The sequence below is a fragment of the Pseudoalteromonas luteoviolacea genome, from assembly GCF_000814765.1.
Classification (GTDB): domain Bacteria; phylum Pseudomonadota; class Gammaproteobacteria; order Enterobacterales; family Alteromonadaceae; genus Pseudoalteromonas; species Pseudoalteromonas luteoviolacea_H.
In genome coordinates, this window is record NZ_JWIC01000005.1 from 350,690 (window position 1) to 368,494 (window position 17,805).

The following is a 17,805-nucleotide window of genomic DNA, read 5'->3' on the forward strand; positions in this document are numbered from 1 at the left end:
ATAAAGCCGCCTCTGTCACATTGAATTAAATTACAAATAAAAAAATTTGAATATTAAATTCAATAAAACAACTCTGTCATAACCAAACACATATGTAAAGCCCAACCTAAGAAAAATTATATATTATAGGAATTAATTTATTCTCCCTGCTTATACAAGTAGAGAGAATAAATATAAGTGCTGCACTTTTAAATTCTGGCTTTAGCTCTTATCTCTACTTCTTCTGGTACTAAAAACACCCCTGAAATTGCTTTTAGATTTGCCTTTTTGCCCTCCGGCATTGAAAACTCAAATTTATGCGCCAACTGTGCAAACAAGGTATGGATAATATACTTCCCAAAATGCTCTCCTAAACAACGTCGCTGTCCTAACCCAAATGGAAATGCTTTACCTTGTTGCTTTTTACTCAACTCACCGTTGTCATCTAAAAAGCGTTCAGGCACAAACTCATCTGGGTTTTCCCACAATGTTTCATCACGCGTAATACTGTAGTTATTAATCACCAACGGTGTACCTTCAGGAATAAAGTAACCATCTAACAACGTATCCTGACTGGTTGCATAATTCGCAGCCGGCATAGACGTGATAGAACAATGGCGCAGAACTTCAGCAATAAAAGCCTGTGTATAAGGTAAATCTGCTTTGTGCTTGTTTAATGGCACCTCATCATGCCCTACTACTTCGTCTAATTCTTTTTGTACCCGCGCTTGATATTCCGGATACGCAGCCAAATAAAGTAACGCCCAGCGCATCGCAAACGCGCCTACACCGCCACCAGCACCAGCAACCTGAGTCAATGAACCGACCACAATTTCCTTTTCACCAATATTAAGGGCAGCCTTAGTTTCATCATCAACACTGGCATTTGCTGCAAATAAGTAATCACATAAATCACGATACTCTCCTGCTACATAATCCTCTTTGCGTCGATTGACATTGAACGAGACGTACTGATCAAGTCCGTTCAAGTTAGAGCTAAACTTTTCAATTGCATCACCATATTGATCGTAATACTGCGCTTGCAAGTCCTTTGGCATCAGTTCATGACGAGTACTATTGATAAAGCCATTAGGCAACCAACTCAAACTTTTCTCATCAAAAATATTCACTTCAAACTCACCAAAACGGTCATCAAACATCACTTTGTGTAAAAAGCTAGCAAGTTTTAACGACACCTCTCTATTTGGGTCAAACGCGATATCTCCTTGTGCTTTCCAGACTTCTGCAATGTCGTTGATCTCTGTGGTCATCCAAGTTTCAATCTGATCCCAACGCGTAGAGAAATATTCGCGCATGGCATTTGCAAATACTTTCCTATGCACTTGCCATTGCTCACCCGCCTCTAATTCTAGGAAGTGTTTTTGTGGGGCGATTTGCAGTATTTCGTAATCTGCGCGCACGTTAAACACATCATTCTGTGCCACTAGCGCCTCTCGAATATATTGATAGCCATTGAGCGCCACTATGGGCCCTTTGGCTGTCTCCACAGAATAAATGTCGCCGTATTTTTTAGACAAGGATTCAATAATAAGGTGAAAGTCTTCACCCCAGAAAAACGTCTGTCCATCCTCACTATCAAACGTGATATGAGGAATTGTTGGCGTTAACTCATCTATATTTAACTTGCTTTGTGGTAAAGCTTCTGCTGTATCGGTGTTTTTCATTGGTCAAATCCCACTGACTAAAGTTGATAATTCTGCTGACGCAAATTGGTTGTCGAACTGCTCTGATTGCATATACCAAGCAAGTGGAAACTTCTCGGTAATGCGAAAAATTTTCTTGCCTTGCGAATACACTAAATACGTGCGATACACGACAAGATCATGAGGCTCAATAGCGAAGTGCTGAGACAGCTCGTTTGCGTATTCAAAGCCCCAAGAAAGTAGCGTTTTATATGTTTCAATTTGAAACTTTTCCCATGCCTTGCCGATGGGAATGCGTGTTTGAGTTAATGCACGAGAAAAGTTCACATTCATATTGCCGTGATAAACCAAAGAGTCCGCATACAAATAAGGCAAACCCGTTTTCCCTCCATTAAGGGTGATCACCCTTCTTTGGCAATGCATCTCTTCCTCATGAGGTAATACCGCGATATCCGCCTCTAGCAACTTATCGACAACAATTTTCTCCCCAACGATGTTCTCTAATAACTGGGTTACCGTGCCATCTGTGCCTAAGATAATTTTTTGCAGATAACTCAAGTTGTTTACGTTGTAGGCTTGTGTATTTAGACGCTCGTCTAAATTGCATAAACACTCATCTGACAATCGGATCATGTCCTTTCCTCGCACTAATTACTTACTGATCTCACGTAACCCGTCTAAACGCAGACGAGAAAGGAGCTTTTGTGCACCAAGGGCCAATTCAAAATGAACTATCCTTGGCCAAGAACTAATATTGGGGAAACTCAACAAAAACTCTCTTGCCGTATGCGTCATATTATTGGGTCCATCCAGACGGTATTGGGCTGCAAATTGCGGGTTATGCAGCAACTTCACTCGAAGCAATGGATCTTTAAATAAACTTGGGATCTGTGGCATGCACCCAACCAGCTTTGCCATTGAATCCATGTAATGACAGTAATTCACAAGTGATGCGACATGCGGGGTTATCTTGTATTCCTTTTGCCAATGCTTAGTGTCATGCTTCACGACATCATGCATTTCAGATAAAGTCGGCAATTTTGCCTCGCCTTTAGCCAACTTTGATAAATACCGACACTGCATCTCAGCAATGACGGGGATGCCACCTTGTTGAGGTCTGACAAAGCCAATGAATGACAACGAATGACCCATTTCAGGTATAAACATCTGTTTATATAAGTCACGCATATTGGAAATACTGACATCTAAAAATGGAAAGCTCAGCTGATAGCCAGTACAAAATACAACCGCATCAATTTCTTCACGAGAACCGTCTTTGAACACCACAGCATCTTTCTCAAACCGCTCAATGCCACCAATGTTTGGGGTAACCTTACCATCGGCTATCGGGCGGAAAAGTCGCTCATTTTTAGTGACCGCTTGATAATGAGAAGGCCCTGATTTTTTAAGCCATTCACCCCGAATGCGAACATGATCGTTACGGCTATTGACGTATTTATTAAAAATCCCTTTGGTGATCCCACCGTGATATTTATGCGGCAGCTTGTTCACAATACGCGACGTTAACCAAGACGTATCAATGGTGAAATAAGGATCTTCTTGAAACGCCATATAGCGTGGAGCCACCGCTGGGTATCGACGCAGTGACAAAATACATTTACGTGCCACCTGTGAAATTTCCGAGGTGATATCCGCGGAACTTTCACCTAATCCGACACATAAAACACGTTTACCAGCGTATTTATGCTTATCGCGATAATCATTAGAGTGCTCAATCTCTCCTTGATACATATCCAAGCCAGGCAGCTCTGGGAGCTTAGGCTTTTGGAAGTGTCCAGAGCACACTGCGACCATATCAAACTCTTTCGCTTGCTCTTTATCGCCATTTTTATAAGTTACCAGCCATTTTTCACCCTGTTTTTGAACACTGCATACTTCATGGTCATAGTGAATATGCTTTGCAATATCAAAGCGTGCGATGTATTCACCTAAGTAGTTGATATATTCTTTCTTAGACCAAAACTTTAGTTTTTGATGATTGGGTACATAATCAGAGTACGCCATAAAATAATTCGAGATAGTGAGGTGTAAGTCGTCGTAGATTTTCTTATCTGCGAATACCCCACCGAAACTTTCTGCTTTTTCAAAGCAAGTTACTTGATGACCGCCATCGGTTAATTGTTTGACGGCGGCAATACCAGATAAACCAGCACCTATCACTGCTATGGTTTTATTCATAATTCTCTCCGTGTATAGCAAGAAGTTGCATTGCGTTGCCATAATGATTGAGGCCAAGTGCCTGAGCTGTTTGCAACTTCGAGGTTAATGTTTACTTTGCTGTAAACTGGTTACGCACCACTTTGTGCCGTATGACTGGCTTGATGTGGGCGGGTTTCTGATAAGCTTCGACGCGATAATTTGCCATTACGATTGCGCGGAAGCGCTTCCCAATACACGATTTGCTCGGGCAACATATATTTTGGCAATCGTTTGGCACAGTGCATTTTTAACGTCAGCAATGACGGTGGCTTAATCCCAGCGGTAGCCACGTGCGCAACGAGCTTTTTTTGCTCATCTAACACCACTAAGCACTCTTTGATTTCTTGGTGTTGATAAAGCGCGCGTTCCACTTCACCAAGATGCACTCGGTACCCCTTTACTTTCACCATATGATCTTGTCGACCAACATACATAAGCTCACCCAGTTCATTGATGTAACCAATATCCCCGGTGTTGTATGCCTTTTCTTGACGGCAGTCTTTACCCCAGTAACCATCAAATACAGTAGGACCAATCACAGTGATAAACCCCTGCTGCCCAAGTGCTACATCATGACCATCTAGGTCGCAGATTTTTATGCGCGCACCACTTGCCGCGTATCCAATCGGTAGCTCATCAGGCACAACGTCTGGTACTTTGTAATAACTGCATACATTTGTTTCTGTGGGGCCGTAAAAGTTAAATAAATCACTCAGAGGAAACTGGGTACGTAACGCTTTAAGAGACTTCACCTCAAACGCTTCACCCGCAAAGATAATGGTATGAAGCTGCTTACATTTTTGCCCAAACTGTGCATCAGCATTCATCATCATGGTCAAGGCAGTTGGTACTGAATACCAAATAGTGATTTGACGTTCAGCAATGAAATTAACCAGTTTCTGAGGGACGTAACTATCTAGCTCTGATACAAGGTGCACACTGGCGCCACTTGCCAGCGCCACATAAATGTCCAAGACCGATAAATCAAAATGCCAAGGTGCATGGTTCGAAAATCGATCTGAGGCGACAGGTTTTATTTTCTCGATCACCCATTTTACAAATGCGAGGGCATTGGTGTGGCTGATCCGAACGCCTTTTGGCACGCCTGTCGATCCAGAGGTGTACAACATATACGCTAAATCATCTCCAGCGGGCACGACATCATTTTTCAGTCTTGATGGCTGACACGCCAGCACATCACACCAGTGACTTACTTGATTGAGCTCACTCGCCTGTGTCGCTTGAGCACCCAGCTCGCCTTCACTATCAAGTACAATAAAATGGCAACCCTCGGCGCGCGTTTCACGGTACTGCGCCAATTTGGCCTGAGTCGTGAACAGAGCTTTCATGGCACAATCACTGCGGATAATGTCAACTCGAACCATCGGGTTCATGGGATCAATTGGCACATAGACGGCGCCAAGTTTGGACACTGCCAACATCGCAGCCAATGCACGACATGATTTGTCCGCCCAGATCCCCACTCTATCCCCTGATCTGACACCTTTGCTTTGCAACAGCACGGCAATTTGTGTCACTGCAAGAGATAAATCGCCATAGCTATATGACTCTTTGTTGTCAGCAACGGCCAATGCACTATCGCCACCAACGCACAGTCCTTTGAGTAAAACATCACTGAGTATGTTCATAGCAGGCCCAACCTATTACAGATAAGTTCACGTTGAATGTCAGAGGTGCCAGAAAATAGGACTGACCCAAGTGCGTCACGAATGCTTGAATCAACGCCGCTTTCTTGCAAATACCCCAGCGCACCATGCACTCGAATTGAATCTATGCCAGATTGGACAAAGGCTTCACTGATGGCTAATTTACTTGATGCCACTGCTTTGGTGTTGTCAACATTCTGTGACTTTTGCCAAGCAGCAAAGTACAACAGCAGTCTGGCGCTTTGTAGGCGCACTTCCATATCTGCAATACGATGTGAAACAGCTTGAAATTTGCTGATTGTTTTGTCGCCCTGCTTGCGGGTATTGGCATAATCAATACAGCGCTCAAGGTCTCTTTGCATCACGCCAATGAATAGGGCAAATAAACAGCAGCGTTCCCAATCCATGGAGGCAGCAAAAATACGTGCGCCTTGGCCTTCACTACCAAGTACGTAATCTTTATGCACTTTGACTTCGTCGAAGAAAACTTGATTAAGTTGCGCTGAGTTTAGGCCCAATTTTTTATAGCTGTTGCCGACATCAATACCGGGTAAGTCTGCTGGTACAACAAACGCGGTTTGACCAAGATAACCAAACTTCTCGTTCGTGGTCGCATAAAGTACAAAGTAGTCTGCGACACTGCCGTTTGTGACATATGATTTAGCGCCTTTGATAACGTAATAATCACCGTCACGCCAAGCTTTGGTTGTCAGCTTACCAATATCAGAGCCTGCTTCAGCTTCCGATATCGCGTTTGCCGCAATCTTCTCGCCACTGGCAAGCAAAGGTAGTAACTTTTGCTTTAATTGCTCACTACCATGTTCATAAATGGGCATCGCACAGGCAAAGGTATGTGCTGCACCGGCAAATAAAATACCCGTGTCCGTACATCCTTGACCTAAACCTTCTAAGACTTTGACCGTTGTTAAAATATCAAAGCCACTACCAGCTGGTGAGTATTTAGCATCTATTGGTAATCCAAAATAACCAAATTCGCCAAGCGCACGCCACGCTTCCATCGGAAACTCACCTTGCGGCAACTTAGAAAAATCTAAGTCCTTAGCAAAGCTCAGTGCATGCTCAAATAACTCGAGCTGATCCTCATTCCACTCAAAGTTCATAATCAATCCTTCCCTTAAAAGGAAAAGCGCAATGCTTTTCCTAACCTACCATTTGCTTGCGGTCGTACTCTTCGATGGCATTTCTAAAAATGGTTGGCGCCTTCCAGCCTTCACAATCAAAGCAACAGCCACCAAGCAAACGGATCACTTCATCGCGCAAGTCCGGATTTTGCATCTGGTAGCCAAAAAAGATTGGATAAATCCAGAAGTAACGGATCAGGTCAGCTGCGATTTGCTGTCCACCATTACTCCAGTCTCGATAAGCATAAAATGGGGTTTTCCAATCATTGCCGTCAATCGCTTGCTTAATCGCATCCGCTGCGCGGATCCCCTCTTTCATGGCAAACGAAACGCCATAAGAAAAGATAGGGTCTAAAAAGCGATGCGCATCCCCAATACACAACCAACCATCACCAACAAAAGGTTCAATGCGGTAAGAGAAGTCAGCCATCGATTGTGACTCACCAACACGCTCAGCATTTTGGAAACGGCGTCGGATCTCAGGGCTGATATTTTCCATCCCCCACGCAATGGCATCGTCTGGGTTTTTACACTCTTTGTAATAGAGATCTTTGGGGATCACTATCCCTAAACTGTCTGTGTCCGGTGAGATTGGAATGATCCATGACCAGTGATACTGCTTCGAGTATAAAATGGTGGTGTTTGTCGAAAATGGCGGTAAATCACGCTCAACCCCTTTGTAATGAGCAAACGAAGCAATCTGCTGGGAAAAGAACTCAATTTCACGTTTACCAGCAATGCCTTTTCTCGATAAAAAGGTATTTTGACCACTGGCATCCACCAGAACCTTAGAGCGCACTTGATGTTCCATACCATCGGCTTTGTAAATGGCACCAACGACTTTACCTTCATGTTTAATAGCGTCTTTTACTAAGCCTTGTTGATATTCCACGCCGTGCTCAAGGGCTTTACGCTTTAACATGTTGTCAAAGTCACTGCGCCTCACCTGCCATGTAGGCGCAAGAATTGGAATGAAAAACTCATTTTTAGATAGAGAGCCAATCACATTTACGCCAGGCTTATCGGGAAACCCTGCCGCATTCATTTCATCTGCAAGGCCCAAGTCTCTAATGATCTGACCCGCATTACCGGTTAGTGATTCACCGATATGAAAACGTGGAAACTCATCTTTTTCGATACATAATACGGATAGACCCTTTTTGCGACACTCAATACCACAAAGGCTGCCTGCGGGACCACTACCGATAATGACTACGTCGTAACTTTTAAATGCGCTCATGCCATATCCACCTTAGTTAAGAAATCTTCAACAACCCAAACAAACTCTTCAGGGCGCTCAGATGCTGAGAAGTGACCACATCTAGACAGTCGCGTAACAGTGGCATTCTCAAGTTGCTCGGCCGCTTTTTCGCTCCACTCAGGCGGAATGATTTGGTCATGATTACCCGCAACAAACAGTGTCGGTACCGTGACGTTATCAAAGGTCGTCGCCATCGACTTTTTGGCATAATCATCTAAAAAGGTATGGTACGCAGGACGTGACAAGACATCATTCAATAGATCTTCAAGCGCAGGCGTCATCTTCGGTGGATGATAATAAGCAGCCGCTAAGAACTGCTCAGGATTGGCGGACATTTTTTTCAGATCTCCCCACCAACTATCGACATCTTCGACTAAACCAAAACCAGTGCACACCAGCGCTTTTACTTTGTCTGGATAACGTCTGGCAATTTCTGTTGCGATCATGCTGCCAGCCGAATTTGCAACTAGCACCCACTCTTGCTCTTCCAATGTTTCCAAGTACTGTAGTGTGTATTCAACGTGGTCCACATAAGAGGGCGCATCGTTGGCACTTTCGCTTAAACCAAACCCCGCTAAATCCAACGCAACCGCGTTATGACGCCCTTGCACAGAACGCAATGTGGATGACCAAGAGGTAGAAGGGTTACCAAGTGCTGGCAATAAAATCCAAAGAGGGCCATCCCCTTTAACACGTAAAGTATGCTGCTTGAAGCCGCTACCCGCTGGAACGAGTTCACTCTTAATACCGTAGCTTTCTTGTAATTTAACCAAACGATCTAGTTCAGAGGTGGCTTCTTGTGCTTGTGCTTTATCCTCTGAACTTAACGCTGTGATTAATGCACATAAGGTTTCTATGTTTTCAAAATGAACAGGCGTAATGTCATGCTCAGGAATTTTCGCACCGTAGCGCTGATCAACATGTGCCAGTAATCTGACCATAGATAGTGAGTTTAAAATCCCTAGCTCCAAAAGCGGTGTATGTTGATCCAGATCGGGCGCCGCCCCTTCCAATAAATCTTGATTTATAAATTCAATAAGTTCTTCAATCATCCTAGTTTCCTATCTAGTCTGGCAATATTGTTGACCTGCAACAAACACTCAAAACACCTCAATGTTTATCCGTATCCTCAGGCTCGTTTTCTGTAGGCACTTGACTCTATCGGCCTTGAACGGGTGCTTTATGCCCTGCTCGTTCGTCTGTAAAAACTTTATCGCTATCATGGTTTTTCGAACATAGCTCCTGTGGACTATCCCTTTGGTCCGAACGGACTATAGGCACAGAGGTGTAAAAAAATTACCTTGTTGGGACTATCACTAAGAAGGAAGCAAGGGTATATGAAACAGGGTAATAACCATTTGGTTAAACCAGTCAATCGAGAGTCAACGCCGCATTTGGAACCAATTTATCAGGCCATAGAGAACAACCTTGGATTTATTCCAAACGGGATCCTTACCATGGCGAAAAATCCTATGCTGGCGCAGGCGTTTGGGCAGCTATTTGGTTGCCTGAGCAAATTTGAACACATTGACAATGAACTCAAGTGGGCCATCGCAACCATTAGTAGCAATGCTGCAGGCTGTCAGTACTGCCAAGGACACTTTTCACATATTGCCAGCCGCGTCAATGTTAACAAAGCGAAGGTCTTGGCAGCCTTTGAATTTGAAACCAATGTGCTTTATAACCAAGCCGAGCGCGCTGCGCTGCGATTTGCTTTTGCTTGTAGTACTTCACCTGCACATTTGGAAAAGTCGCATTATGAAGAACTCGGTCAGTATTACTCTGAACAGGCAGTCATTGAGATCGCTGCTGTTGTGGCTATCTGCGGCTTCTTAAATCGCTGGAATACAGCGATGGACAGTCAATTAGAGGCAGACCCTGCTGCCATTCTTGACGAGATCAATCAAATCACTAAATTCACCGTATAAGGACAACATGATGCCTGAGATTACATTTGTAGATTTTGCAGGAAACGAAACCAAGGTCGATGTACCAAATGGCACATCTTTGATGCAAGCGGCCATGGAAAATATGGTCGAGGGCATTGAAGCAGAGTGTGGAGGTTCTGGTAGCTGTGCCACTTGCCACTGCTATTTAACAACTGATTGGCAAGGAAAAATTGCCGAACCAGACAGTAGTGAGAGTGACATGTTAGAGATGGTCTCTGAGCCCACCGATTTGAGCAGACTAAGCTGCCAAGTACTGGTCTCTGATGAGCATCATGGTTTGCAAGTACATTTACCAGAATCACAATATTAAGGAGTTTGATATGCAAAGGTGTGTCATTATCGGCGGTGGTCATGCAGGGGCACAAGCATGCACCAGTTTACGCAAAGAAGGCTGGACAGGGCAAATAGTACTGCTGACCGATGAAGACAGCCTGCCCTATCACCGCCCACCCTTGTCAAAAACGTACTTACAAAGCCAAGTGACTGCGGAAAAACTGCTGATCCGCCCTCAAGGCGCGTATCAGAAAGACGACATAGAAGTCAGGTTAAAAACACGAGTAAAGCGTATCGAGCCCGCGCAGCAAAGTATCGAATTACATAATGGTGAACATCTCAGCTATGACAAGCTGCTCATTTGCACCGGCAGTCGCGCAAGGACAGCGGACTGTATGGGGGCGCAGTTGAACAATATTTTTTACATAAAAACCTTAAAAGATATCGAAAAACTCTCCCTTGCCATTGATGTAAACAATAGTAAGAAGCGTATCGTGATGGTCGGCGGTGGCTACATTGGCTTAGAAACCGCCGCAGTGCTTAAAAAAATGGGCCATGACGTCACCATCATAGAGCGCGAGTCTCGGCTACTTGCCCGTGTCACGGCAAAGCGAATTTCCGCGTTTTATCACAATCTACATAAAAGCAATGGCATTAAGATTTTTACACAGACGAATGTGGTGGCATTTCAAGGCAAGGACACTGTCAGCACTGTACTGTGTGAGGACAAGGTTATTCCCGCAGACATCGTAGTTGTCGGCATAGGTGCTCAAATCAACACCGAGCTTGCACAAGAAGCTGGATTATTAGTCGAACATGGCGGCATTGTGATAAACGAGCTTTGCCAAACTACTGACATGAACATTTATGCCGCGGGCGATTGCACCATAGGTATCGAGCACCACAGTGGCCTTGCAACACGCATTGAATCTGTACCTAATGCTCTGGAGCAGGCGAAAACAGCCGCCGCGACCATCTGTGGCAAATACAAACCCGTCACAGCAGTACCTTGGTTTTGGTCAGATCAATTCGATTGCAAAATACAAATTGCAGGCCTCAATCAAGGCTACGATGAAACCGTTTTACGCCAAAAAGACGATAAAGCCTTATCTCTTTGGTATCTAAAGCAAGGCAAAATCATTGCAGCTGATTGTATCAACTGCGCAAAAGAATTTATGGCAGCCAAAAAAATCATTGCTAACAAGCTCGATGTACCAAAAGCACTGTTAAGTAACACAGATATTGACCTATTTAAAGCGTTAGCCCAATTAAGCTGACTTGACAAACCGACTCACATAAAACGGCGCACACCCCAAGCGTGAAAGCCCAAAAGAGCCCTAATCGGGCTCTTTTTTTATTTGCTTGCTTGCGTGACTTTGGGCCGCTTTTTCACACTATATGCTTTGGGGTTAAATGGGTGGAGTAATTCGGCAGCGAAAGACTTTCCGAAACTGTCTTTCACCCCCAACGGTTCATCACATGGTCCGGGTACTCGATAAGTGCCAAAAGCGCGGTCAAAAATAGAAAACACGGTAGCAAAATTGGTGTGGTAGGCGTTTGGATTTGCGGCGTGATGCCAGCGATGCATCGCTGGAGACACAAATACCCTACTCCACTTTCCGTATGTCCAAGGTAAATCTGCATGAATAAAGTAACCGTAATAGTTTCTGACCATATTATTGGCCACAACGGCATACGGTGGGATCCCCATTAAAATCAAAAACGAGGTATCTATTATCATGGTAGTGAAAAAGTTCACTGGATGAAAACGCTGTAATGTCAGCCAAGTCATATGCTCGTCAGTATGATGAACTCGGTGCGAAGGCCACAGAATTCTTGAGTGCTCAAACCGATGTCGCCAATAACCAATAAAATCTCCCAGAAATATCGCAGCAAATATCACCACAGGCTCTGGTAAAGCGTACCAAAAAGATCTATCAATGAGACCTATCGGGTATGAATAAAAAAATGCATACAACCCGCCAGCAACAGGCATCAACAACAGTAAGTTTAATCCCATCCAACCGAGATTAAATGTACCCGAAGCCATAGCAGAGCGAGCTTGATTTAGCACTTCCTTTCCTTTTACCAACACAGCGAGTAGCACAAAAAGCAACCCGATTAATAATAAATTAGAACAAGCGATCAACACCTGTTTTGCTGCAACTTCCAAAAAATCCAGCATTACGTTAATTTACCTAGAAGGATGACAATGCCTATCTTGTAACAATGACAAGCCAAAAGAACAAGTTAGTTTGATATAAACGTGCACACTGCCTGTTTAAACGGTATGCACGTCCAAGTTTACGAATGGATGGGGCTGTGAACTGTATGCGGTTTTGCTACACCAAAATCTTCTAAAATGCTGTATAAACAAGGCAAGACGAGTAGTACTAAGCAAGTCGAAGTGACAATACCAAAGACGATACTGGTTGCCAGAGGTATTAATATTTGCGCTTGCAAGCTTGTCTCAAAGAGTAAAGGCGTCATGCCAGCAACCGTTGTCACCGAAGTTAACACCACAGCACGAAATCTATCATGACTAGCCATCGCTGCGGCCTCATGCACGCTCATCCCCTGCTTCACACGACTTTTTACAAACTGGACCAACAAAATAGAGTCATTAACCACAATGCCTGCTAAAGAAATAAACCCCATCAAAGAAGGCATTGAGAAATTTATCCCCATGATAAAATGTCCCCAAATCACCCCAATCATAGCAAGTGGAATTGAAACCATCACAATAATAGGCTCAATATAGCTATGAAATTGCAACGCTAAAAGCAGGAAAATTCCAATCATACCTAATAGCATGGCTCTGCGCATTGAAGCTTGGGTGATCCCTGCATTTTTGACCTCACCCTCAATGCTGTAGATAAGCGAAGGATAACGAGCCTGCAAGTCTTGCAGAAACGCATTTTTTAAATCTCCCACCACTGCTGATGCAGTATTCAACTCACTATCTACATCAGCATACACGGATACACTGGTCAAACTATCAAACCGATTAATCACCGCAAATCCGCGTGTTTGCTCAATATTCACCAGAGCAGAAAGTGGAATGGCAATACGAGAAACCGGATGAATGATCGGGAAATTATCAAAATCACTATAGTCATTCATACTGTCTTCGCTAAGCTTGACTGTCACCTCATAGTCTTCAAGGCCAATATGGGTTTCTAGTAGCTTGGTGCCCTGAAAAGCAGGCCTTAACTGGTTGGCAATGATCATTGAGTTAATCCCCAAATCTAATGTACCTGGCTTCAGCGTTAGCGTGTATTCAGGTTTTCCCGGACGTAAATTATCCGTAATATTTTGCACACCTTGATAGCCCTTTAACCAAGTTTTTAATTCGTACGCGGCATGGGCCAAATCGGCGGTGTTGTCTGACATTAAACGAATATCAATCGCGCGCCCTTGTGGTCCAAGTTTAGGTTCTTTAAACGACAGGGTCAGTGCCTCTGGCAAAGTGCCAAGTTCAGTCCGCCAAAGATCCGAAAAAGCCTGAATGGTGGTATGACGCTGCTCGGCACTGAGCAAATCAACAGAGATATAAGCAAGGTTGGCCCCCTGATCTTGATAGTCTGGATTTTCTCCATACGTGATGGTCATCGCTCTGACCAGCTCCGAACCTTCATCTTGACTAAGTTTTGCATTGGTACGCGCAAGGGCAGCTTCAATCTTGCCCATGGTTTGCTTTGTCACTTCGAAAGGCGTGCCATTTGGCATCAACAGTCTTCCCTGCAACACATCCCCGTCAATATCAGGAAAAGCGGTAAATTTTAATGTCCCAGAGATCAACATACTTAACGAAAATAAGAAACACGCAATCACTGCGCCTATTACTAAATATCTGTACTTAATAAGACGATGATTTAAGACCAAAATGGCATCATTCCAGCGGCGAAACTTCGCTTCAAAACGACTGCGAATATCCGCGACTTTCAAGGATAAAGGGTTGTCCCTGTGTTTAGATTGCAATGCATGAGATAAATGATTAGGTAAAATTAAAAAGGCTTCAATCAAAGAAACAGTGATCACTGAAATTAACACGATGGGGATCACTTTGAGGATCTGACCTAAATTCCCTTCAATGAACACAAGACCAATGAAAATACATAACGTCGTTACAAAAGAAGACAATACGCCTGGCAGTACCACAAGCGTGCCTTTTAGTACCGCCTCCTGAACGGCAAGACCTTGCTCAATTTTAGTACCAATAGATTCGGCAATCACAATGGCATCATCCATCAAAATCCCAAGCGCCAGTAATAGTGCAACCATAGACAGCATGTTGATAGACACACCAAAATGCAGCATTAAAAAGAAGCTCGCTAAAAATGACACTGGCAACCCCATCACGACCCAAAAAGCATATTTAAACGAGAAAAATAGCCACATCACGCCAAAAACCAATAATAAGCCTTGCCAAGCATTACTGATCAACAGCGATATTCTATCTTTTACCAAACTGGTATTATCACTGGTTAAGGTAAGCACCACACTTTCGGGTAAGCCGGCTTTGATCTGTAATAGTGCGCTTTCAGTGGCTTTGAGTACTCGCAAACTGTCATCCACAGAGTTCTTTTTCACGGTCAAAATTGCAGCTTGTCGACCATCGTAGTAAATTCGCTTTTCCTCTTTTTCAAACGTATTGAGTACCTGACCTAAATCAGCCACGGTCACATCATTCCCCTGCGTGCCAGATGCAACAACCAAAGTACTCAGTGACTCAATATCTTTACGTTCGTCCATCAAACGAATTTGTGTGTCCGCATGTTCAGTATTGAGTGTACCTAACGGCAGCTCAATATTCTGGCTAGACACACGCCTACCCAATTCTTCCATACTCAACCCATATTGACGTAGGGTGTCCTGTGACGCACTGACTCTTAACTGATGTTTTGAGAAATCATTAATTTCAATTATGGGAATATTTGGGTCACGCAGTAGACGTTGCTTTACTTGCTCAGCCAATGCTTTTAATTCAACACGCGTCAAATCATCATATTTTGACGTCAGTGCAATACTGACAACTTCCTGCGTTCTGCCACGTTCTTGAATGGTCCATTGCTCGACCTGCTCTGGGAAATCGTCGATGGTGTCTATGGCATTTTTTACGTCCGTAGTAAATTGCTCAAAGTCGCCCTGCTCAAACATTTTTACCGTCATTTGGCCAAGATTTTGACGAGCGACACAATGACGCTCTTCTAAAAAGCTGATCCCATCTAGCGCACTCTCAAGACTTAGGCAGATTTTTTGCTCAACATTTTCTGCCGTTGCCCCTGGATATGGCACCATAATATCAATCTGATAACTTTCAATTTGGGGTAACGTTTCTCGCTTAATTTGTGGCAAGCTAAATAGCCCAATTGCCAAAAATAGCACCATTAAAATATTGGCGGCTGTCGGGTGAGCAATGAAAAAGCGTATCATATCAGTGCCGCTCCGCTGCTGTCGCATCACTGAGCAATGCTGTCGGGGTGAGGTTTAATTGAGTCCCCGAAATTGCGGGAAACAAATCTGTAGTGATGAGCTTAGCGCCAACAAGTGATGGCTTATCTAATAGAAAGCTATCTCCTTGCTTTATTGCACCATGTAAAGGAAGTTTAGTTAACTTGTCTTCTTTATCCGCCAATAACGCATGACCATCTCGCACAAAATGGCGAGGGATCACCACAAATGCTTGTTCACTGGCGGACAAAGTCACTTTCGCTCGCATACCAGCAAGTAACGGCGGCTTTTCACCCAGTGAAATTTGCTGATAACTATCGGCAATAGATACCACAACACCCACAGTTTGACTTTGGGGGTCGATTTCATCACTGAGACGCTCTATTGACGCAGGCCAGTAAACCCCCGGCTGGGACAATATCTCTATCTTTGCTTCGAGACCTTGTGCTTTCAAGTAAGCCGCCATCCCATCATCTGAGATATTTTTTAAGTTGGGCGTTTGCTTAAAAAAGCCAGAAAACTGGTTGAATATTTGATAAGTGTATTGCGCGTTTATCAATACTTTTTCTATGTCGCTGGCACTGAACAAATTCGCCCCTTTGGTGACTAATTGGCCTCGCTCAATATGGACCCGGTGAATACGGCCATTGAATGGTAAGTGCACTTTAGTCCGGGTAATATCAAGCTTGGCTTTATGAACATCAGCAGCGGCTTTTTTGACTTGCGCCTGCAATGCTTTCACTTCAAGAGGTAATAAACGCGCTTGATTTAAATTCCGCTGTAAATCTTGTTGCTGCACCAAGACGTTTTGTTGACCCTTGTCGAGTTCAGTTTGAGATACACTTGCACTGGCGAATAAACGCTTTAATCTAGTAAACTCTGCGTCAGCAATCTTCAGCTTATGCTGACTCAACTTAATATCTAGTTGGTTATTTTTTATCGCTGTTTGCTTAACTGCAAGTTCTACCTCAGCACTGGCTAAACTCGCCTCTGATTTAGCCAGTTGTAATTGATAGTCACTGTCATCAATCTCTAACAACAGTGTACCTTGCTTAAAAATCTCGCCTTTTTTAAGCGCAGGATGCACATAAGTCACAGCACCTGACACTTGTGCAAGGCTATTGAGCTGAATATTAGGCGTCACTTTCCCATACCCAACTACTTCAGGCCTTACTGATTGCATCGTTAACGCATGAAACTGAGCCCTCTGTCCTATTTGCTCAGTATTATTGTGTTTAGTTGATGTCGCTAGTTTGACCACTAGAATTACAAGCACTACCCCCACTAAAATGGCAATAGGCAAGTTTTTTTTTGCGCTAAGATCCCACCTCATTGATGTCACTCTCCTTAAGTCCGTATATGAAATGCTGGTATAAATCCTTTGCCCATGCTTCACCTTGGATCTCAGTATCATCAATTTGCCACGCTTGCTGGCGCAAGGTTTTTAAAATATAGGGAGAAACAACAAGTGTAATGAGCTGAAAAGCCGCTAACTTTGCTTTTTTATGATCGTCTGTGCCTGTTTCTTTTTGGATAAGAGGCGGTAAAAACTGTGAGACACGAGCAGGAAATGAAGCCATAAATGCGTGTGCCAAAGGCGTTGTTTTATTTAATACTTCTTCACTCAACAAATGCACAATACCAGGGTGAGTTTGCAAAATTTCACCAAAGCGCAGTATAAATTGATAAACTGGTTGCGATTGCTCTGTTAAACCTTCGAACTGAGAAAACTGTTCATCTGCAATGGCCTGAATTAATTCAACAAATAAATTTTCTTTGCTGCCAAAATAGTATTTGATCATCGCCGAATTAATACTTGCTTCAGAAGCAATGTCCCGAATGGTAATTTGACTATATGACTTGGTATTAAGCAGTTGCTTCGCTGACAGTATCAGCTTAGCCCTCTGCTCAGCTTGCTTTACCTCACAAACTGGGCGACCCCGTGTCGCTTTTTTATTGGTATCTGTTTCCATCTTGTGTTCTTATTTTTTTAATCAACTGGTTAATTAAATAAAAAGTCGGGCCCACAGTCAAATAAATGTTCAAACTTTGATCACATCAATACATTGCCAGACCAAAGCTCATAACTTGTAAAAGACACTTCCAAAACAATAAGCAATAACAAGAAACTAACGAGGTGCCCTACCTTCACTTTAGAGCAGACATAAGCACCGAGCGGCGCACCCACAACAACGA

14 protein-coding genes are annotated in these 17,805 nt (G+C 43.6%); 3 read left to right on the forward strand and 11 right to left on the reverse strand.

Annotation, left to right across the window (positions count from 1 at the left end; genetic code table 11):
* Positions 1-188: 188 nt before the first annotated feature.
* From JF50_RS09055 to JF50_RS09085, 7 genes are all read right to left on the reverse strand, one after another.
* Positions 189-1,664: a cytochrome P450 gene (locus JF50_RS09055; RefSeq protein ID WP_039609128.1), complete on the reverse strand. Its 1,476-nt coding sequence runs from the start codon at positions 1,662-1,664 to the stop codon at positions 189-191.
* 3 nt (positions 1,665-1,667) lie between these two features.
* Complete coding sequence (locus tag JF50_RS09060; protein WP_052262203.1) at positions 1,668-2,276, reverse strand: chorismate--pyruvate lyase family protein; 609 nt, start codon at positions 2,274-2,276, stop codon at positions 1,668-1,670.
* 18 nt (positions 2,277-2,294) lie between these two features.
* Positions 2,295-3,842 (reverse strand): NAD(P)-binding domain-containing protein, encoded by a 1,548-nt coding sequence (locus JF50_RS09065; protein WP_039609129.1) that lies wholly within the window; start codon positions 3,840-3,842, stop codon positions 2,295-2,297.
* A gap of 110 nt (positions 3,843-3,952) precedes the next feature.
* Complete coding sequence (locus JF50_RS09070) at positions 3,953-5,512, reverse strand: amino acid adenylation domain-containing protein (RefSeq protein WP_052262204.1); 1,560 nt, start codon at positions 5,510-5,512, stop codon at positions 3,953-3,955.
* Complete coding sequence (locus JF50_RS09075; protein WP_039609130.1) at positions 5,509-6,651, reverse strand: acyl-CoA dehydrogenase family protein; 1,143 nt, start codon at positions 6,649-6,651, stop codon at positions 5,509-5,511. The genes JF50_RS09070 and JF50_RS09075 overlap by 4 nt, the downstream gene beginning before the upstream one ends.
* 40 nt (positions 6,652-6,691) lie before the next feature.
* A complete protein-coding gene (locus tag JF50_RS09080; RefSeq protein WP_039609131.1) occupies positions 6,692-7,912 on the reverse strand; it encodes an NAD(P)/FAD-dependent oxidoreductase in 1,221 nt (406 codons plus the stop codon).
* Positions 7,909-8,985: an alpha/beta fold hydrolase gene (locus JF50_RS09085; RefSeq protein ID WP_039609132.1), complete on the reverse strand. Its 1,077-nt coding sequence runs from the start codon at positions 8,983-8,985 to the stop codon at positions 7,909-7,911. Before JF50_RS09085 ends, JF50_RS09080 begins: the two co-directional genes overlap by 4 nt.
* A 285-nt stretch (positions 8,986-9,270) precedes the next feature.
* Between JF50_RS09085 and JF50_RS09090 the strand changes: the two genes are divergently transcribed.
* The 3 genes from JF50_RS09090 to JF50_RS09100 are packed head-to-tail and all read left to right on the forward strand — an operon-like array spanning position 9,271 to position 11,432.
* Entirely contained in the window at positions 9,271-9,861 is a 591-nt protein-coding gene (locus JF50_RS09090; protein ID WP_052262205.1) for a carboxymuconolactone decarboxylase family protein, read from the forward strand.
* Positions 9,862-9,868: 7 nt separating this feature from the next.
* Complete coding sequence (locus tag JF50_RS09095; RefSeq protein ID WP_231099535.1) at positions 9,869-10,192, forward strand: 2Fe-2S iron-sulfur cluster-binding protein; 324 nt, start codon at positions 9,869-9,871, stop codon at positions 10,190-10,192.
* A gap of 10 nt (positions 10,193-10,202) precedes the next feature.
* Positions 10,203-11,432, forward strand: coding sequence for an NAD(P)/FAD-dependent oxidoreductase (locus tag JF50_RS09100; protein ID WP_039609134.1), 1,230 nt, complete (start codon positions 10,203-10,205; stop codon positions 11,430-11,432).
* 77 nt (positions 11,433-11,509) lie between these two features.
* Here JF50_RS09100 and JF50_RS09105 read toward each other — a convergent pair whose 3' ends face one another.
* The 4 genes from JF50_RS09105 to JF50_RS26005 all read right to left on the reverse strand — a co-directional run bounded on the left by JF50_RS09105 (position 11,510) and on the right by JF50_RS26005 (position 17,582).
* Complete coding sequence (locus JF50_RS09105; RefSeq protein ID WP_039609135.1) at positions 11,510-12,340, reverse strand: sterol desaturase family protein; 831 nt, start codon at positions 12,338-12,340, stop codon at positions 11,510-11,512.
* Positions 12,341-12,459: 119 nt separating this feature from the next.
* Positions 12,460-15,591 (reverse strand): efflux RND transporter permease subunit, encoded by a 3,132-nt coding sequence (locus JF50_RS09110; RefSeq protein WP_039609136.1) that lies wholly within the window; start codon positions 15,589-15,591, stop codon positions 12,460-12,462.
* Position 15,592: 1 nt separating this feature from the next.
* Positions 15,593-16,942 (reverse strand): efflux RND transporter periplasmic adaptor subunit, encoded by a 1,350-nt coding sequence (locus JF50_RS09115; protein WP_039609137.1) that lies wholly within the window; start codon positions 16,940-16,942, stop codon positions 15,593-15,595.
* Positions 16,926-17,582 carry a TetR/AcrR family transcriptional regulator gene (locus tag JF50_RS26005; RefSeq protein WP_052262206.1) on the reverse strand — a complete coding sequence of 219 codons (657 nt, stop codon included), beginning with the start codon at positions 17,580-17,582 and terminating at the stop codon, positions 16,926-16,928. The genes JF50_RS09115 and JF50_RS26005 overlap by 17 nt, the downstream gene beginning before the upstream one ends.
* Between the last annotated feature and the right edge of the window lie 223 nt (positions 17,583-17,805).